Below are 18,234 nucleotides of genomic sequence, written 5' to 3'. Positions count from 1 at the left end.
AGACGTCGAGGGTGACGGCGCCGAACAGGTACTCCAGACCGGCGTTGTCCAGCGCGTACGGGTCGCCCTCCATGTCGAAGTAGATATCGCCGGGATCCGGCGCCGGCAGGGACGCGAGCCCGTCGGGCGCGACCACCCGGACGGTCACCGTGCCGGTCCGGTCCTCGTCGGTGCGGGTCGCGTCCTGGATGATCTGTAACTGTGCCTGGAGCCGCAGCCCGGCGAACGTCGCCGCCGCCATCGAGGCGGGGCGCCGCTCGTCGCCCGCGGCGGCAAGCTCCTCGACCGAGGTGATGCCGGCGGCCCGCAGCTTGCGCCGCTGGTCCGTGCGCAGGCCGGCGACCAGCGACAGGTCACGGGCGGCTTCCCGGCCCCGCTCGCAGTGGGCGGCGAACGCGCAGGCCCCGCAGGCGGGCCGCGGATCGCCCCAGGACGGCCGGGGGGCCGCGGGCGGGTGCTCGAGCTGCGCGGTCAGCCTGCCCCGGGCGTGGTCGACCATGGGCGCGACGTCCTCGACCCGCAGCGACTCCAGCCGGCCGTCGCCGAGTAACAGGTGGATGCGCCGCGCGGCGGCCACCCCGATCGTCGGCAGCGCCCGGGCGTAGGAGGCCAGCTGCACCACGGCCGCGGGACGGGCGTGCCGGGCGAGCTTGGCGTCGTACGGCTCGTAGCGGCCGGGCACGGCCTCGCCGGTGCGCGCGCCGGTGACCGGGTCGAGGTGCGTGGCGACCAGGAAGTCGGGCCGTCCCTGGTAGGAGCCGTCGAAGAGCACCGCCTGGTAGATAACGGCGGCCCCGGCCGCGACGGCCGCACGGGTCTGCTCCCGGGCGGCCTCCAGCGCGGCCAGACCGCTCTCGGGGCGTTCGATCATCGCGACGGCGTCGGCGCCGAAGATGCCGACGAAGTGCGCGAGCCACCGCCGTTCGTGCGCGTCACCGTGGCGGACCAGCAGTTCGTCCGCTTCACCGGCCGTGATCGGCTCGCCGGTGGTGTCGTCGTCCAGCCGTACCCCGGCCGCGTGGGCGTGCGACAGCGCGAGCCGGTGCCCGCACTCGAGCGCGTCGACGACGTCGCTCGCCGACACCACCCACCGGTCCTCGAACCGCTGCATGCTCCTCCGCATCGCCCGGATCCCTGTTCCCGGGATCGCCCGCCGGGCCCGTGGAAAGCGCCGTGGCCATCATCCTCGCCCCGGATTCCCGGGTGCTCTGCGCGGTCCCCGCCGTAGCGTGGGGACCGCGCAGAGCTCACGGTATGCTTGATCCCAGCGGCGCGCGGCGTCGGACACGTCCCGGCGTCAGGCACGTCCCGGCGTCAGGCAGCCCCAGGTCTGCCGCGTGGGTTCGCAGGAGGTGTGCCATGGCCGCGGAGATGGTCGCTCCCGCATGTATGCACGAACAGATCACTGCGGAGCAGTATGACTCCTGGTCCGAGGACCAGTGCGCGGGCATCGAGATCGTGGATGGAATGATCGTTGTAAGCCCCAGCGCGTCCATGCGGCACAACCGGCTGGCCCGGATCCTCGCGAATGCCCTGGACACGGCCGGCGGGGCGGACTGGAACGCCGATACGGACTTCGACGTCCGGCTGCAGGACGTGCCGCTGACCAATCGGCGTCCGGATGTCGTGGTGTACCGCGCGGACACGATCGATGTCACGCCCACCCGTCCGGAGCACGTGCTGCTGATTGCGGAGATCGTCTCGCCGGGTTCGGAGACCACGGACAGGATCGTGAAGGCGGACCAGTACGCCAGATCCGGCATTGCCTACTACTGGCGGATCGAGGGGTCCGCCACCGGTGCTCCGCTGGTGTACACCCATGTCCTCGACCCGGCGACCAGGACCTACCGGAACGCGGAGGTGTTCGTCGGTGTGCTCGACACCACGGCACCCTTCCCCGTGAAGCTCGACCTCGGCCGGCTCTGACGCTGATCCGACGATCGGCGGCGCCGATGACCGCCTGGTAGGGCGGGGCAGGTCGCGGCGGCAGACATCGGCATCATGCGGGCTGATTCTGATCTCGATATGTCTGAATCGTGTTTCAGCGGCCGGCTGGCGGCGGAGACCTGCGCGACGGTGCGCTAACCGGTTCGGGTGCCGTAGCGGGTGGCGGCGTCGCGGACGAGCCGCAGGGATTCGGTGTCGGCGGTCAGGTGTTCGCTGTCCATCAGGCTGAACGCGAACAGGCCGGCGCCGGTGACCTGGCGTATGTAGTCGTCGGTGAAAACCGCCCGCAGATCGTTGTGCCAGGTGTCCGCCGAGCCGTCGTCGGGTTTGTAGTGCGCGACCATGACCGGGCCGTATTTCCCGAGGATTCGGGTCATGTCACGGATGTCGTCGACGTTGTTCTTCGAGTCCATCGCCTGGAAGCTCTGGAAGTCCGACTGCCGCAGCACGTCGTCGAAATACCCGATCAGTGATTTCCCGCCGCCCTTCCCGGGGTCGTCCCAGCGGGCCTGCCAGCCACCCCAGCCGAGGGAGATCCGGGCGTTCGGCGCTGTCGAGCGGAAGATTCCCATGGCGGCGGTGTACTGGTCCTTGAGCTTGAGGTAGTAGTTCGTCACCTCCGGGGTGGCGGCCCAGGTGTTGGCCTTGCACGGGTAGGTCTGCAGTTCGGTGAACAGTGTGACGTACAGCGGCGGCCCGTCCGCCGCGCCGCCGAATATCTGGGCGAGCCGGCGGGTGTCGCTGAGGAACGACGACGATAGGGGGTAGTCCCGCCCGCAGGCCGGCCCGTACCTGGTCTGCACGGTGGTGACCCTGCCCGCCCCGCCGAGCCACACGACGAGATGGATCGCGCGCCCACCGGCGTAGACCCGCGGAATCAGGTCCTTCGACCAGTCGGTGAGAAAACCGAAGTCATTGGGGCTGTTGTACCAGGTCGTGAACATTCCCAGCTGGTCGGCGACGGGTGAGGCCGAGTCGCTGTCGAGGGAGGGGCCGAGGCCGAACACAAGCTTGCCGGCCCGGCCGAAACCGGGCGGCCTGGCCGCGCCGGTATTCGCGCCGCCGGTATTCGCGCCGCCGGTTTTTTCCACACCGCCGGACGCGCCGGCCGCCGCGCCGCCTGCTGGCGCCGCACCGGTAGGAGCGGTGACGGGGACGGCTGCGGGGACGGCTGCGGAGGTGGTCGACGCCACTGCCGGCTGCCGTGCCGGCGGGCGGCCTGCCAGGTCCGGCAGCGACCACACGACCATTCCGGCCAGCGTCGTACAGAGGATAATTCCGGCCGTCAGGACAGGAAAACGCTTCAGTACGGACAAGGGGGCCGCTCCGTAATTTTTCCGAAGTTTTCCCCCGGACGGGGACAGCGTACATGCCGCGGCACCGGATGATCTCCGAGGCGGAGGCCGTCGCTCGAGTGAAGGTGATGACACGGACGACGCTGACGACACGACGGCGCGGCCGCGGCACCGACGAGGCGGCGTCCGGCACTCGGCATCCGATGTCGGATATCCGACCGCCTCCGCGCTGGCCTGCCGCTGGTCACGACCACCGTCGGAGCCGTCGGAGCCGTCGGAGCGCTGGTCGAGCCACTCGTCGTGTCGCTGGTTGCACCACCGGTCACACCGCCGCCGGCCGCGTTGTCGCCGGCCGGCCCGTTCGGTCGAAACCCCCGATTCCGTGCGGATGCGGCAGTTATGATCGCTCCGGCGAAGGACGCCGGTAGCGACTGGCCCGGTGGCCGCCAACCTCCGGCCGCGGGGGGAGATGAGCAGGTGGATGGGACCGCGCTGCAGGTCGACACCCCGGACGGGCAGGTTGTCCTCGCGGGGGCTGGGCCGTATGTGGTCGGGCGGGCACGTCAGGCCGATGTCGTTGTCGTCGACCGGCGCGTGTCCCGACGGCATCTGATCCTGGAGTCGGGCACCGACGGCTGGCTGGTGCGTGACACCAGCGCCAACGGCCTGTGGCGTGACGGCAGGCGGGTGGGCAACGTCAACGTCACCTCACATGGTGGTCAGGTCCGGATCCGCCTTGGCGCCGCGGACGGGCCGGAGATCGTTTTCGTGCCGCGCTCCGCTCCTCACCCGCAGCCGCCGGGCTGGACGGAGCGGCCTGGCGACCCGCTGACCGCGCTGGCCGGCGCTGGTGACGCCAGCGGCCCGCGGGCCGGGCGGGTGCTCCGGGGCGGTGCGGCCGACGACGACGTGTCAACGTCCCAACATCAGGTGGTGGGCCACGACCGCAGGGTCCACCGGCTGCGTCCCGGGCGGATGATGCTGGGCCGCTCCCAGGACAACGACGTGGTCGTGGACGACTTACTGGCCTCTCGACACCATGCCCAGCTCCGGATCGGCCCGCAGCGCCGGGTCGACGGCGGCGTGGGCGGTAGCGGCGTGGGCGGCAGCAGGGCCGGTGGTGCCATCGTCGGCGATCAAGGTAACGGTAAGATCATGGAAGGTGATAACGCTGCCGGCGTCGCCGTCGAGGTCGTCGATCTGGGGTCGGCCAACGGCACGTTCGTCAACGGTCAGCGGGTGGCCCAGGCGTTCGTGGCGCAGCGTGACGTCATCGCGATCGGGCACCACCTGTTCCAGCTCGACGGCGGCACGCTGGTCGAGTACGTCGACGGCGGCGACGTCACCTTCGAGGTGAAGAGCCTGTCGGTGTGGGCCGGCCCCAAGCAGCTCATGCACGACGTCACGTTCCGGCTGCCGGCCCGGTCGCTGCTCGGCGTCGTCGGCCCGAGCGGCGCGGGCAAGTCGACGTTACTCAACGCGCTCACCGGGTTCCGCCCGGCAGACGCCGGCGTGGTCCGCTACGCCGGTCGGGATCTCTACGCCGAGTACGACGAGCTGCGCCGCCGGATCGGCTACGTCCCGCAGGCCGACCCGCTGCACGGTCAGCTCACCGTCCGCCAGGCCCTGGAGTACGGCGCCGAGCTGCGCTTCCCCGCGGACACGACGGTGGAGGAGCGGCGCAGCCGGGTCCGGGAGGTCATCTCCCAGCTCGGGCTGCACGGCCATGCCGACACGCCGGTGAGCCGGCTGTCGGGCGGGCAGCGCAAGCGGACCAGCGTCGCTCTTGAGCTGCTGACCCGCCCGACCCTGCTGTTCCTGGACGAGCCCACCTCCGGCCTTGACCCGGCGAACGACCAGTCGGTGATGGAGGCGCTGCACGGGCTCGCCCACGGCAGCGACGGCGCGGCCGGTGCCGCCGCGGGCGCCGCTACCGGCGGCGAGGGCCGTACGGTGATCGTGGTCACGCACAGTGTTTTGTTTCTTGATCTTTGTGACTACCTGCTGGTGCTCGCTCCCGGCGGCCACGTGGCCTACTTCGGCCCGAGCGAGGGTGCGCTGCGCTTCTTCGGCAAGAAGGACTTCAAGGAGTTCGTGGCCGTCTTCCGGGAGCTGGAGGCGACCCCGGGCGACGTGCTCGCGGCCCGCTTCCGCGCGTCCGAGTACTACGTCCCGTCCGCCGTTGTCGCGCCGGTCGTGCGCCGCCCGCCGGCGCTGCTGCCCGGCATCCGCCAGCAGCCGGTGACGGCGCAGCTCTCGACGCTGGTCAGGCGGTACCTGCGGGTCGTGTTCGCGGACCGCTCCTACCTGCGACTGATCATCGCGTTCCCGTTCCTGCTCGGGATCATCCCAAGGGTCATCCCGGCGAAGGACGGTCTGGCGCCGTTGCGGGAGCCCAATCCGGACGCGACCAAGGTGCTGGTCGTGCTCGTGCTGTGCGCGTGCTTCATGGGGATGGCGAACTCCGTGCGCGAGATCGTCAAGGAGCGGCCGATCTACCGGCGGGAGCGCACGATCGGCCTGTCGCGCACCGCCTACCTCGGCTCGAAGATCGCGGTTCTGACCGCGATCACCACCTGTCAGTGCGTGGTGTTCACCCTGATCGGTTTACTCGGGCGCCTGCCGGCCGATGCGGTACTGCTCGGCTCGCCCCTCGGGGAGTGTCTGATCGCGGTGGTCGTGGCGGCGCTGTCATCGATGATGATCGGGCTGCTGGTGTCGACGCTGGTGGACAACGCCGACAAGACCATGCCCGTGCTCGTGCTGGTCACCATGGCCCAGCTCGTGCTCTCCGGGGGCCTGGTGTCGGCGGTGGGACGGCCGGTGCTCGAACAGGTGAGCTGGATCGCGCCGGCCCGCTGGGGCTTTGCCGCGCTGGGCTCGACCGCCAACCTCAACGAGGTCGCCAAGCTCGGCCGCGTCGGGCCCCGGGGCGATCCGCCGGATCCGCTGTGGGAGCACAGCGGATCCACCTGGTTCCTCGACATCCTCGCCGGGATGGGGGTGGGCGTCGCCGCACTGGTACTGACCGCGTACATGATCCGTCGGATCGAGCCGAAGGTGAGCCGGCGCAGGACGACCGCGGATCCGTCATCCTGAGGTGACGGATCCGCGGCCGGGGAGGCCGCCCGCGTGACCGGAGGGACGACGGCGACGCGGCTGTGGGCTCGTCAGCCCGTCCCGGGCCGTCACCATGATCGGAGGTGCGCGCTATCGTGGCGGTTCATCTGGTCGGATCTCACCGCGGCGGCCCCGCGCCGGTGAGGGTAGGCGGGGGAACGACGTTGACGCACATCATCTCGACGATCAACCTCAAGGGAGGCGTCGGCAAGACGACGATCACCGCGGCCCTGGCGGAGATTCTGGCCGGGGAGCACGGCAGGCGAGTACTGATCATCGATCTCGACCCGCAGACGAACCTGACCGTCTTCATGATCGGCGAAGCGCGCTGGCAGGAGCTCAACGACTCCGGCCGGACGCTCGCGACGCTCTTCCGGGACGCGGTGGACCCGGGCCCGGCCGGCGGCCTCTTCGACGTCCACCAGGCGTTGCAGCGGGATGTCTCCCCGGTGGCCAGCGTCACCCAGGTCGACCTGCTGGCCTCCTCGCTGGACCTCATCGACCTCCAGGACAGGCTGCTGTCGGCCGCCGGGCCGCCCGCCGCCGTCGGCGGCCACAACCCGGTGGAGCTGCTGCACCGGCAGATCGAGAAGATCGCCGACGACTACGACTACATCCTCGTGGACTGCCCGCCGAACCTGAGCGTGCTCACCCTGAACGGGCTGCGGATCTCGCACGGCTACATTGTCCCGACGATCCCGGACGTCATGTCCACGTACGGAATTCCGCAGATACGGTCCAGGATCCAGAAGTTCGCCACGAGCGTGGGCCGGGTCATCCCCGCCGTCGGCCTGGTCGTCAGCAAGTACCGGGCGAACGTCTCGCTGCACCGGCAGACCGCCGACTACCTGGCCCGCTCCGGCAAGGAGACCGGCCTGCGCGTGTTCAGCTCCCGGATCCCGGACTCGACGGAGATCGCGGAGGCGGCGGAGTTCAACGACTGGGGCACCCTGCGGCAGCGGTACGGCTACCACCGGCACTACGACGCCCTGGCCTCCCTCGCCACCGAGTTCATAGCCGCCGTCGAGGACACCGTCCCGTCATCGCGGCCCTCTTCGCCGCCTTCTTCGGGGTCGTCTTCTTCGGAGCCGCGGGACGTGCCTTCGTAGGACATGCCCACGAGCGCAACGGACACATACCCGATCACGCCCGATCACGCCAACCGCGGTAGCCGCCCGCGAACCAGGCGCGCCTGGCAGGCCATGACGCCCCCGATGTCTACGACGTCCACGACAGGCCTGTCGGGCATCGGCCCGACCCCGGATCGTTCGTCCTGCCTCGACAGCCCCGGAACCAGCCGCTACGGGTGCTTCATCCGCATCATTCTTAAATTCAATGAAACTTTATGACAAAACACTACGAAACATCTTTCCGTCGGCCGTGTCCGCCGGGATGACGCTGTCGGCGTGGGTGGACAAGATGCTGGCCGAGTCGATCTGGACCGTCCGGTTCGCCCGCCAGCAGCAGCGCAACGCCGCCCTGGGCGTCACCCCGGACTACCTGGCGGCCGAGTATGCCAGGCTGGAGGACCTGCGGCGTGCGGCAGGGTGAGGTGTGGGCGCGCGCCGACACCTGGTCGAGTCGGTCAACGACACCCTCAAAGGGCAGCCTGACCTGGAACAACACGGCGGCCGAACCTTCGAGGGCGTCGCGATCCGGGTCGCCAGCGGCTACTGGCGATGGCCGCGGCGATCTGGCACAACAACAAGACCGCCGCGCCCGTCACCCGATCATTGATCGCCTACGGCCACTGACCGACCCAACCGTTCGGACCTACTCGTCTAGAGGCTCGTCACCGACGGGTGGTCGGCCGCCAGCTTGGCCCGCAGCGCGTCGATGAGCCCCTGGTCGTACGGCCCGGGTGACCAGTTCTGCTTCTGCAGTTCCTCGGGGATCGGCCGGGGCGAGGTGAGGTCGTCCGTCTCCGGGGTGTAGTCGTCCCGCCACACGTGTGGGGTCTGGGGAGGAGCGGTGATGGGGAAGGGCAGCTGCTTGATGAGCTGTATCGCGACCGCGTGAGTGGGATGCCTTCCTGGGCGGCGCGAGGGCCGGGGAGTTCGAGCGGCCGTAGCGAGCGCCGTGATCCTGCGAGTCGGGGGACGCCTACCTGGTCCAAGCCGAGATACTCGCCGGGATCAGGATGCTCACCCGCGGCGATCTCACTCCCGGTATGCACGAGGTTCCCGCCGCCGACCGCGCCGCGATCGCGGCTATCTGGCTCTCCTACTTCAACAGGTGATCAACTTGGCCATCACGGCAGACCACATCCGCGCCACCCTGACCACCTACCTCGACACCCACCCCGAGGAGAAACCCGGCCTCGCGCCCGTTCTCGACCTCCTCGACACCGGCGCCGACCTCACCTCCCGCGGGGAGTTCCGCGGCCACGCGACCGCCGGCGCGATCCTCGCCGACGCCGACGGACGCATCCTGCACATCCACCACCGAGCACTCGACACGTGGCTCCTGCCCGGCGGCCACCTGGAGACCCAGGACACCTCGCTACTGGAAGCAGCCCTACGCGAACTCGCCGAGGAAACCGGCATCCCCACCAACGCGGTCACCCCCGCGGACGTCCACCCCATCCACATCGACGTCCACCCCATCCCCGCCAACGACGCCAAGGGCGAGCCGGAGCACCGGCACGTCGACGTCCGGTTCCTCTTCCGCACCACCGCCGACGTTCACCAGCTTCAGACCGAGGAGGTCACCGACGCGGCCTGGCGCACCATCGACAACCTCGGTGACGCGACACTGCGACAGCGCATCGCCGAAACCCTTCGCTGACGCCCGGCCGCCCGCCCCGGCGCATCCGGTTCCGGACGCAACGGGGGGGCGAGCCTCCATCGCCGCCACCCACGCGCCTCACATCCCTGAACGGCGCACGACCCCACTGCCTGCGCAAAGGACCTGACAGCCCAATACGCCGCATCCAGGGGCGCCATGACCGTCGGGCTGGCCAGGGAGGTCGCGACGGACGGCATCATGATCGATTCTGTAGATCTATCCCCACCGCACTCCCGCGCCGGAACGAGTGTGTAAGTGGTTGCTGGGGCAGCCACTTACGTACTCGTTAACATGATCGCTTTTGTTTGGGAGTGCCGACTCGGAGGTGCCGGCCGCCATGTACGGTGACCGGCACCAGGTCCTGCTGCGGAGAAACGCCGGGGTGCGGAAACTCAGGGCAGGGTGAGGTGGGCTACCTGGGGGTCGTGGTCGCTTTGTTGGGTGGCGAACTCGGAGTTCACGTGGACCACGTCGTAGCTGTGCGCGGCGCCGGCCAGCGCGGTGGAGAGCAGGATGTGGTCGAGGACCTGCGAGTTGCCCTCGTAGACGTAGGTGTAGCGCTCGGCGTCGGCCAGGGTGGCCGGCAGGTCGGTCAGGCCGGCGCTGGTCAGGGTCTGCACCGGCGCCGAGTAGGGGAAGTCGTTCAGGTCGCCGGCCACCACGATCCGTGCCTGGCTGTCGATCGCCAGGATCGACTGGACGAAGTTCCGCACCACCGTCGCCTGCTGGTTGCGCTGCGTCTCGCTGGCGAGGGCCGGTGGCTGGTAGCGGCCGAACAGCGGGTCGTCACCGCCCTTGGAGTTCCAGTGGTTGGCGATCACGAACAGTGGCTTGGAGTTGAAGGAGAACTTGCCGACCAGCGGCTTGCGGCTGGCGTTGAAGGCCGAGTTGGTCGGGTCGATCCGGCCGGGGTTGACACTGAGGTTCACCCGGTCGGCGGGGCTGCCGCTGTCGGAGACGGCCACCGCGGTGGTGGAGCCGCCGGGTGTGCCGGGGGCGAAGGTGAGCCCGATGTCGGTGCGGAACAGGAAACCGACGCGGATGTTGCCGCCGGGCTCGCCGCCGTCCTGATCGTCCACCGGGCTGATCTGCTGGTAGGTATAGGCCGGCCCGCCCGCGGCACCGATCGCGTTGATCAGCCTGGTCCAGGTCTGGTCGGCGGCCACCACCGAGCTGTTGGTCGCCCCGTCGTTGTCCTGGACCTCCTCGACGGTGATGATCCCCGGCGCGGCCAGGCTGGTCACGATCTGGTGCGCCAGCCCGTCGAACTTGCTCTGCGGGTCGGACGGGTCGAGGTTCTCCACGTTGAACGTGGCGACCGAGATCTGCCCGGCGCCCGGCCCACCGGTGCTCTCCGCTGTGAGCCCGCCCGCCACTCGGCTGATCGCGCTGGTCAGCAGCAGTTTGAAGTTGCCGAAGGAGTAGTCGAGGACGCCGGCCGCCGGGCCGGAGAAGTGGTCGCCCACGTTCACCCCGGCGGGCGTGGAGCCGGCCAGCGCGGCGTCGTCCAGGATGATCCGTTCCGGGTTGGCGTCGGTCTGGCGGGTCACGATGCCGCCGCGGGTGGTGCGCACGGACGCGTTCGCGCCGTCGTCACCGAGCACCGGGATCTCGTTGTAGCTGTTGGCCGGGCCCACCGCCACCGGGTTGTTCACCTGGACGCGCATGCCCTCCAGGGACTCGTAGAAGTCGATGCCGTCGGTGGCGGGGTCGAAGGTGCCCGAGGTCTCGACGCTGCCCGTGGCGTCGTTGTCGATCACTGTGGCCGGTGGTACCCGGCCGCCGGTGCCGATGACGGCCACCGCCGGGACGGCCCGGGTGCCCAGTACGGAGACGGACGGTGAAGTGATCTCCGTGGTGGTCAGGTTCGTGCTGCCCGACCCGCCCGGCCGGTACTCCGAGACGGTCCCGCCGACCGCGACCTCCTGGCCGACGGTGGCCGTGGGCGCGCTGGAGGTGTACACGAACAGGCCTTCGGAGGTGGCGTCGTTCGCGTCCGGGCACGGGTCCTGGTACCAGAAGCCGTTGCCCGTCACCGCGGTGACCACACCGCGCACGTCGGACACCGGCTGGCCGTTACGTGGGGAGATGTGCGCGCTGCCCTGGACGTCCCGGATGCGGGTGGTGTAGCCGGCGCAGCCGCCGCCCCCGCCACCCTGGGAGTTCTGCGGGGTGGGGCTGACCTTGGCGAAGTCGCTCGCGTTGTTGTCGCTGTCGGTAGCCGGGTTCGACCTGGTCGCCGAGGTGGTGTTGGACAGGGCCTGGGCCGGGGAGGTCTCGTAGTCGTTCGCGCCGCCGTAGCCGACGAAGTCCTTCACCCCCGGCGCGGTGTCGCAGTTGCCGCCGCAGGTCAGGGCGGTGGTGCTGGTGACGAGCGCGACCTTGCCGGAGGTGGCCGACAGGTTCGTCGTGCCGGTCGCGTCCGGGGTGGGCAGCGCGGCGCCCTGGCTGCCGCCGGAGCCGAGCCTGACCAGATACCTGGCGCCGGGCTGGATCGTGCCGGACAACGCGGTGACGAGATAGTTCGTACCGGACGCGGACGCGTACTGCGTGGACCAGCCGGCAACGCTGACCGCCGTGGTGCCCCGGTTGTACAGCTCCACGAAGTCGTTGAGATACGGCGCGCCGCTGTTGCCGCCGCCGCCGTAAACCTCGCTGATCACCACGTCGGGCGAGGCCGAGAAGGCCGGGGCCGCGACAATCCCGGTGAAGCCGCCGGCCATGGTTACGGCGAGTACGGGCAGCAGCAGGCGCCGCACGAAGGACCGACCACGTGGCGAAGGGCAAGAATGATCCATGAACGGGCTCCTGGCCGACAGTGCGTGGACAGCGACACGAGCCCGTCATCTCTATCGAGTGGACGGTGTTGATTACCATCAGGTAAAGGCGACGGTCGGTGAACGGATGCGTGAATTTCTGACGTGACGGTCAGGCCAGCAGCGGGAGCAGGGCGTGGACGTCGGCGAGCGCGCGGAGCTGGTCGGTGAGGTGGGTGCAGGTCGTCGGCCCGGTCATGGAGGAGCGCAGCCCGTGGCGCAGCCCGGCCAGGCGCTGGCCGAGGACACGGCTGACGCTCGCCCCGGCGGACGGGCACTGCGGGCCCGGCAGGACGCGGGGTGTCGCCTGAGCCGCGCGGACCGTCGCGGTGGCGAGGTCGATCGTGGCGTCGACGGCGTACTCGTGCACGATTGCTTCCGAGCCGTCCAGGTCGCGGTAGATGTCCCGGAAGAACGCGTCCACCACGGCCTCGCCCGGCCGCGGCCCGGGTGTCACGTCGATCCTGCGCCGCCGCCGGACGCTGCCGGGTGGCAGTGGCGGTGCGGCGTGCCAGCCCAGTGGATCACTGTCGTCGTCCAGCCTGGGTGCGTTCGGCCCGTGGCCCATGAGGGCGGACGGATCCTCACGGTTGGCGATGTCCAGCCCGCCGCCGGCCACCCAGCCGGCGCAGACGTCGACCGGGGGCATGCGGACGTCGGTGAACGGCGTTCCGACGATGCGGGCGATCATCGAGCCTGAGATCAGCGTGACCACGGGCACCTCGTCGAGGAGCAGCCCGGGCAGGGTGCCCCCGACGGTCAGCTCGGGCACGGCCCGGTCCAGCGCGGTACGGAAGCCCGAACCGGCCCGGGCGCCCAGCAGCGCGTCACTGCCGGCCACCGCCGGGTCACACTCGATCGCGGTGACCGTCCGGTCGCCGAAATAGTCGATCGTGACCCGGACGCCGGCCTCGGCCACGACCTGGGCGTCGCTGTCCGTTCCCGTCCGCTCCCCGACGGTGCGCAGGTCGCGTGCTCGGCCGACGATCACCACCGGGCTTTCGGTGTCGCCCGGGCACAGGACGTCAACTGTGCTGGTACGACGCACCGAGCCCGGGACACGCGGCGGTGTACCGGTGGTCGGTCCGGCGGGGGAGAGCCACTGGAGAGCAGTCGTCGTCACCCTTCCAAGGGTTACACTCCGAACCGCCGATGGCTCTGTGGCAGCCTGTCCGGAGCAGGGAAGTTGGCAACGTCACGTCCTCCGTGTCATCTCCGCGGTTGCCGGCCTGTTGCTCGATGGTTCTTCGAACCACGGTTCTTCGAACCACCGAGCAGGCCAGGGACCGGGGCTCTCCGGATCCGCCGGGCCCGCCGCCCGCCCGCCTGTCGGCCGGTCCGTCAGGTGGACGGCACCGTCCGCGTCGTCCACGAGAAGACGCCCGGCGTGCGTGGGTTGGCGGTGACCCGCAACCACTGCGTGGCGGTGTCGCCGAAGGTCTCCAGCCGGGTCAGGTTGGGTACTCCGGCGTAGGCGGGTTCCACCTCGTAGATGTGCTCGTCGCCGTGCACGAGCAGGACCGGCTTGCCGTATCCGCGCGACCGTTCGGCGATACGTCGGCGGATCTCGGTGAAGCCCGGGGTCTCGGTGGGCTCGGCCTGCATCAACAGGAGCACGCCGGGAGCGTGGGTGCGCTCGGCGGTGGCAAAAGCGGTGTCGATCCAGTCGAGTGCGGCGGCCCTGCGTGCCTCGAACTCGGCCAGCCGCAGGTCCGGCCGGTCCCCGCCGGGCAGCTGTGACCACGGTGCCAGATCGTTCTCGCTGCCGACGACGTGCACGGTGGCGAAGACGATCCGGTTCCGGGTGAAGAGCACGTTTTCGCGGTACTCGCGGTGGCGTTGGTCGGAGGCCTGTGTCGCCACCCGCAGCTGGTGACGGCCGAGGGTACGGCCCGGTTCCGGGAAGAACGCCCGGCGAACCGCCTCCAGGCGCTCGGTGGGCAGGTATCCGCCGGCGGCCGTACGGTGGCAGTCGGTCCATTCGTTGTCGCCGGGTGTCAGCACGAACGGATCGTCGAACGTGCCGAAGAGCTGTGCCAGATCGGCGAAACGGGCGTCGTCACAGGTGGACGAGCCGTTCTTGACGTCACCGGCGTGCAGCACGAAGCGTATGTCCGCGTCGGCGTTGACGGTGTCGACCAGGCGCGGGAGGACGGCGCGCTGGGCGTCGCCGTAAGGAGTGTCGCCCAGCAGGGCGAAGGTGACCGCGGGCCCGTCGGGGCCGGCAGGGCCGGGGTTGCCGGGGTTGCCGGGCGCGGCGATGGCGGTACCGGCCGGGACGAGTCCCGCGGCCGCAACGGTCGCGGCAAGCGCCACTGCTAACAGGTGTCGTCGCATGCGATGACTCTCGACACCTTCGACCACCGGCCGGTGACGACAGTTCAGCCACCGGGCGACGCCTGGTCGACAAACGCAGTGCGCTGACATCCACGGGCCGCTCGGCACCGGCCCGTGGAAGATGCGGGATCGTTCACGACGGCGTCCACCGGAATGACGGAGGGTTGACCTTTTTCACCGGCTTTCCGGTCGGTGCCCGCCGGCTGCCGATTTTCAGGATCAGGAAGGCGATGGATTCGGCGAGATAGAAGACGAAGAGCGCGGCGAGGACGACGCAGCCGGGAACCAGGACGAAGAGAAAACCGGGAAGGGCGACGGCGACGAGCGCGGCGAGCTGCCCGAACCCCGGGCGCCACAGCGTGGACAGCCCCGATTTCCGGACGCCGGCGAGTCGCACCGCCGCCCACATCAGCCACCGCCGTAAGAAGGCCACATCGAGCTCACGCATTGCCCGGCGGAAGATCCCGTCCGCGTCGGCGCGGTCGAAGTCGCCGGCGTCGGCCAGTTTCCACAGCCAGTCGTGCAGGATGGCCGCCTTGGTGTAACGCCCGTATGTGGGTACCAGCCAGGTGAGGAAGCGTGGGACCGACGCGAAGTCGGTCGTAAACCCCGTCGGCACGGTGAAGACCTGTTTCTTGCCCTCGTAGCTGACGGGTTCCAGCAGGCGCCAACGGATGTCGTCGATCTCTTCGACGGCGATCCTGTCACTGAGAAAGGGCATGTGTCCCTCGTCGTTCGTTCCGCGGCGGTGGGGGCGAGGACGGGCAGGCCCCGGACGATAGCCGGAGCCAGGAGGACGACCGGAGCGAGGGACGGCTGCGGGATCAGGAGGACGGCCGGAGCCGGGCAGGGGAGAGGACCGACTCGTACAGGCGGGCGGTCCGCTCCGCCACGGCCTGCCAGCCGAACTCTGCGACGGCCCGGTCCCGGCCCCGGCGGCCCATCGCGTCCGCGCGCGCCGGGTCGCCCAGCAGCGTGTTGACGGCTTCGGCGAGCGCCGCGGGGTCCTCGGGCGGGACGAGCAGCCCGGTCACACGATCGTCGACGACCTCGGGGATGCCACCGACCCGGGAGGCGACCACGGCCGTCCCGCAGGCCATGGCCTCGAGGTTGACGATCCCCAGCGGCTCGTACACCGACGGGCAGACGAAGACGGCCGCGTGCGTCAGGAGCTGGATGACCTCGGGTTTGGACAGCATCCCCGGGAGCCACACGACGCCCTTGCGGGTGTCGCGCAGCTGGTCGACCTGCGCGGTCACCTCCGCGAGCAGGTCGTCGGTGTCGGGCGCGCCCGCGCAGAGCACGAGCTGGGCCCGCGGGTCGAGCCCGGCCGCCGCCTTCAGCAGCACCGGCAGGCCCTTCTGCCGGGTGATCCGCCCGACGAACACCACCGACGGCTGCTGCGGGTCGACGCCGTGGCGGGCGAGGACGTCGGTGCCCGGATCCGGGGCGTACTCGTCGGTGTCGATCCCGTTGCCGATGACGTGCACCCGGGCCGGGTCGACCGCCGGATAGGCCGACAGGACGTCCGCCCGCATGCCCCCGCTCACCGCGATGACGGCCGCTGCCGACTCGATGGCGACCCGCTCACACCACGATGACAGCGCGTAGCCGCCACCGAGCTGCTCGGCCTTCCACGGCCGCAGCGGCTCAAGGGAGTGCGAGGTCATCACGTGCGGGATCCCGTACAGCAGGGACGCCAGGTGCCCGCCGAGGTTGGCGTACCAGGTGTGCGAGTGCACCAGGTCGGCGCCCGCGACGGCGGCGGTGGCGGACAGGTCGGCCGACACCGTCCGCAGCGCCTCCCCGGCGTCCGCGAGCAGGTCCCAGGGCCGGTGCGCGCGCACCGCGATGCCGTCCGGGCTCGGCCGGTCGGCGCCCTGGCAGTGCACGGCCAGGTCCACCAGGTGGGCCAGCTCGCGGGCGAGGTACTCGACGTGCACCCCCGCGCCGCCGTAGACCTCCGGTGGGTACTCCCTGGTCAGCAGTGAAACGCGCATGCCCGCCCTTGTGGTTGGTGACCTGTGGTTGGTGATCGCCGGGCCGGCGCCTGGAGCCCGGCTGGAGCCCGGCCGGAGCCGGCCGGAGCTGGCTGAGGCCCGCGGAGCCGGCTGAAGCCTGGGGCCCCGTTCGGAGCCCGGCCCGCCAGCCCACCGTCGACGGGCCCGGCCCGGCTGTCAGCAGGTGATCGTGACGCCCTTCCCGACGACGGTCACGCCCTCCGGGCTCACGGCGAACCCGCGGGCGCGGTCGTGCTCCTTGTCCACCCCGACCTCGGCGCCCTCGGGCACGATCACGTTCTTGTCGAGGACGGCGTCGCGGACCACGGCCCGTCGTCCGATCACCGTGTTGTGCATGACGACCGCGTTCTCGACCTGCGCCCACGAGTTCACCCGCACGCCCGGCGACAGCACCGAGTGGCGCACCAGGCCGCCAGAAATGATCACGCCGTTGCTGACGATGCTGTTGACGGCCGTGCCGGTCCGGTCCGGGTGCTCGTGGACGAACTTCGCCGGCGGCAGGGACGGGACGTTGGTCAGGATGGGCCAGTTCCGGTTGTACAGGTTGAACACCGGGTCGACCGCGCACAGGTCCATCTGCGCGTCGAAGTAGGAGTCCAGGGTGCCGACGTCACGCCAGTAGCCGCGGTCCCGGTCGTTGGCTCCGGGAACGTCGTTGGCGGAGAAGTCGTAGACATGCGCCATGCCGGCCTTGGCGAGCATCGGGATGATGTTCCCGCCCATGTCGTGGACGCTGGTGTCGTCGTCCGCGTCGGCCCGCAGCGCGTCTATCAGGACGTCCGTCGAGAAGACGTAGTTGCCCATGGACGCGTACGTCTGCTCGGGGCTGTCCGGCAGGCCGGGCGGGTCGGCGGGCTTCTCCAGGAAGGCGTCGATGGTGTAACCGTCCGCGCCGGGGCGGATCACGCCGAGCTGCGTGCCGTCGGCCCGCGGGACGCGCAGGCCGGCGACGGTGACGCCGGCTCCGCTGGTCAGGTGCTGGTCGACCATCTGCCGCGGGTCCATCCGGTAGACGTGGTCGGCGCCGAAGACGACCACGATGTCCGGCTGGTCGTCGTAGACGAGGTTGAGGGACTGGTGGATGGCGTCCGCGGACCCGGTGTACCAGCGGGGGCCGAGCCGCTGCTGGGCCGGTACCGGGGTGATGTAGTTGCCGAGCAGGTTGCTCATCCGCCAGGTGGTGGTGATGTGGCGGTCCAGGCTGTGGCTCTTGTACTGGGTGAGCACGCAGATCCGCAGGTAGCCGGCGTTGGCCAGGTTCGACAGGACGAAGTCGATCAGCCGGTAGAGGCCGCCGAAGGGGACGGCCGGCTTGGCCCGGTCGGCGGTGAGTGGCGCGAGCCGCTTGCCCTCACCTCCGGCCAGCACGACACCCAGCACTCGTGGTCGTGGTCGTGACATCCCAGACCTCCAGGGTGACGCCGATGCTTGTAACTGCTTGGTTGCTAATGGTTCAGATAGCACAGTGTGATTGCGGTGAGTGACTGCGCTGTGTCGTCATCGACCGGTCGGGCGCGACCGCGTTCGGCCAGGCCGACAATGCCGAAGCCTAACAGCGGGTAGTGGAATTCGGGCTCCGGACCGTAAATCCGCGACGACCTGCCACCGCCGGGTTTACCGCCGCCCGGTAGCCGGACCGCCCGGCGGGGCGGACTGCCACCCGGCGCATCACCCTCTGTTTACCGCAGCCCCGATAGCCGGGCCGCCCCCGGCGCCCGTGACAAGGATCATCCCGCTGGACGCCGGGACACGGGCCTGTTGCCGGCGTCCATCCAGGTGGCCGGGCTGCCCGTGCGCCAGGTCGTCTCAGGTGCCGGGCCGCCCGCGGCATGCTCCGGTTCCGGCGGCGCCCTGGCCGCCTGCGGACGGTCGCAGGTGGCTGCTGTCGGTTGAAAAGGACGGCCGGTTGGA

The 18,234-nt window shown here is 70.3% G+C and carries 14 protein-coding genes and 2 pseudogenes; 7 read left to right on the top strand and 9 right to left on the bottom strand.

The features are described 5' to 3' along the window. On the bottom strand, positions 1-1,123 hold a 1,123-nt coding region (locus NBW84_RS09400), incomplete at its 3' end, for a TM0106 family RecB-like putative nuclease (RefSeq protein WP_250283682.1). A gap of 236 nt (positions 1,124-1,359) precedes the next feature. Here NBW84_RS09400 and NBW84_RS09395 point away from each other — a divergent pair. Beyond that, positions 1,360-1,926, top strand: coding sequence for a Uma2 family endonuclease (locus NBW84_RS09395; RefSeq protein WP_445548677.1), 567 nt, complete (start codon positions 1,360-1,362; stop codon positions 1,924-1,926). 155 nt (positions 1,927-2,081) lie between these two features. Here the strand turns inward: NBW84_RS09395 and NBW84_RS09390 are convergent, their stop codons facing one another. Then, positions 2,082-3,140 (bottom strand): hypothetical protein, encoded by a 1,059-nt coding sequence (locus tag NBW84_RS09390; RefSeq protein WP_250283680.1) that lies wholly within the window; start codon positions 3,138-3,140, stop codon positions 2,082-2,084. Between the two features lie 579 nt (positions 3,141-3,719). On the opposite strand from NBW84_RS09390, the gene NBW84_RS09385 reads away from it, so the two are divergent. The 4 genes and pseudogenes from NBW84_RS09385 to NBW84_RS09370 form a co-directional block, all read left to right on the top strand. Next, positions 3,720-6,341 carry an ATP-binding cassette domain-containing protein gene (locus NBW84_RS09385; RefSeq protein WP_250283678.1) on the top strand — a complete coding sequence of 874 codons (2,622 nt, stop codon included), beginning with the start codon at positions 3,720-3,722 and terminating at the stop codon, positions 6,339-6,341. A gap of 185 nt (positions 6,342-6,526) precedes the next feature. Further along, positions 6,527-7,471, top strand: a complete 945-nt coding sequence (locus tag NBW84_RS09380) for a ParA family protein (protein WP_250283676.1) — start codon at positions 6,527-6,529, stop codon at positions 7,469-7,471. Positions 7,472-7,754: 283 nt separating this feature from the next. After that, positions 7,755-7,913, top strand: a complete 159-nt coding sequence (locus NBW84_RS09375; RefSeq protein ID WP_157180533.1) for a hypothetical protein — start codon at positions 7,755-7,757, stop codon at positions 7,911-7,913. Positions 7,914-7,928: 15 nt separating this feature from the next. Beyond that, positions 7,929-8,116, top strand: a pseudogene (locus NBW84_RS09370) (IS982 family transposase); the annotation flags it as partial. Positions 8,117-8,143: 27 nt separating this feature from the next. Here NBW84_RS09370 and NBW84_RS09365 read toward each other — a convergent pair. After that, positions 8,144-8,311 (bottom strand): hypothetical protein, encoded by a 168-nt coding sequence (locus NBW84_RS09365; RefSeq protein ID WP_250283674.1) that lies wholly within the window; start codon positions 8,309-8,311, stop codon positions 8,144-8,146. A 155-nt stretch (positions 8,312-8,466) separates the two neighbouring features. Between NBW84_RS09365 and NBW84_RS24195 the strand changes: the two are divergent. Together NBW84_RS24195 and NBW84_RS09360 are read left to right on the top strand one after the other, a co-directional pair. Continuing rightward, positions 8,467-8,601, top strand: a pseudogene (locus NBW84_RS24195) (adenosylhomocysteinase); the annotation flags it as partial. A gap of 5 nt (positions 8,602-8,606) precedes the next feature. Beyond that, positions 8,607-9,149, top strand: coding sequence for an NUDIX hydrolase (locus NBW84_RS09360; RefSeq protein WP_445548211.1), 543 nt, complete (start codon positions 8,607-8,609; stop codon positions 9,147-9,149). 392 nt (positions 9,150-9,541) lie between these two features. On the opposite strand, the gene NBW84_RS24190 is transcribed toward NBW84_RS09360, so the two are convergent. The 6 genes from NBW84_RS24190 to glgC all read right to left on the bottom strand — a co-directional run bounded on the left by NBW84_RS24190 (position 9,542) and on the right by glgC (position 17,724). Beyond that, positions 9,542-11,908 carry a lamin tail domain-containing protein gene (locus NBW84_RS24190; RefSeq protein WP_445548212.1) on the bottom strand — a complete coding sequence of 789 codons (2,367 nt, stop codon included), beginning with the start codon at positions 11,906-11,908 and terminating at the stop codon, positions 9,542-9,544. Between the two features lie 169 nt (positions 11,909-12,077). After that, positions 12,078-13,088 (bottom strand): DUF2889 domain-containing protein, encoded by a 1,011-nt coding sequence (locus tag NBW84_RS09340; protein WP_250283670.1) that lies wholly within the window; start codon positions 13,086-13,088, stop codon positions 12,078-12,080. A 218-nt stretch (positions 13,089-13,306) separates the two neighbouring features. Then, positions 13,307-14,302, bottom strand: coding sequence for a metallophosphoesterase (locus tag NBW84_RS09335; RefSeq protein WP_250283668.1), 996 nt, complete (start codon positions 14,300-14,302; stop codon positions 13,307-13,309). A gap of 133 nt (positions 14,303-14,435) precedes the next feature. After that, a complete protein-coding gene (locus tag NBW84_RS09330; protein WP_250283666.1) occupies positions 14,436-15,023 on the bottom strand; it encodes a DUF1353 domain-containing protein in 588 nt (195 codons plus the stop codon). A gap of 103 nt (positions 15,024-15,126) precedes the next feature. Next, positions 15,127-16,302, bottom strand: a complete 1,176-nt coding sequence (gene glgA / locus NBW84_RS09325) for a glycogen synthase (protein WP_250283664.1) — start codon at positions 16,300-16,302, stop codon at positions 15,127-15,129. A gap of 177 nt (positions 16,303-16,479) precedes the next feature. After that, on the bottom strand, positions 16,480-17,724 hold the full coding sequence (gene glgC, locus NBW84_RS09320) for a glucose-1-phosphate adenylyltransferase (RefSeq protein WP_250283662.1): 1,245 nt from the start codon (positions 17,722-17,724) through the stop codon (positions 16,480-16,482). Between the last annotated feature and the right edge of the window lie 510 nt (positions 17,725-18,234).

It is taken from the genome of Protofrankia sp. CiP1_Cm_nod2 (assembly GCF_920664355.1).
Taxonomy (GTDB): Bacteria; Actinomycetota; Actinomycetes; order Frankiales; family Frankiaceae; genus Protofrankia.
Note: the sequence above shows the minus strand (reverse complement) of the source record. Positions and strands in the feature narration are given on the sequence as shown.

What these genes read in the sequence shown, in the direction of transcription:
- NBW84_RS09330 (WP_250283666.1), bottom strand. Translation starts at nt 15,023, where the DNA reads ATGCCCTTTCTCAGTGACAGGATCGCCGTCGAAGAGATCGACGACATC.
- NBW84_RS09335 (WP_250283668.1), bottom strand. Translation starts at nt 14,302, where the DNA reads ATGCGACGACACCTGTTAGCAGTGGCGCTTGCCGCGACCGTTGCGGCC.
- glgA (WP_250283664.1), bottom strand. Translation starts at nt 16,302, where the DNA reads ATGCGCGTTTCACTGCTGACCAGGGAGTACCCACCGGAGGTCTACGGC.
- NBW84_RS09395 (WP_445548677.1), top strand. Translation starts at nt 1,360, where the DNA reads ATGGCCGCGGAGATGGTCGCTCCCGCATGTATGCACGAACAGATCACT.
- NBW84_RS09375 (WP_157180533.1), top strand. Translation starts at nt 7,755, where the DNA reads ATGACGCTGTCGGCGTGGGTGGACAAGATGCTGGCCGAGTCGATCTGG.
- glgC (WP_250283662.1), bottom strand. Translation starts at nt 17,724, where the DNA reads ATGTCACGACCACGACCACGAGTGCTGGGTGTCGTGCTGGCCGGAGGT.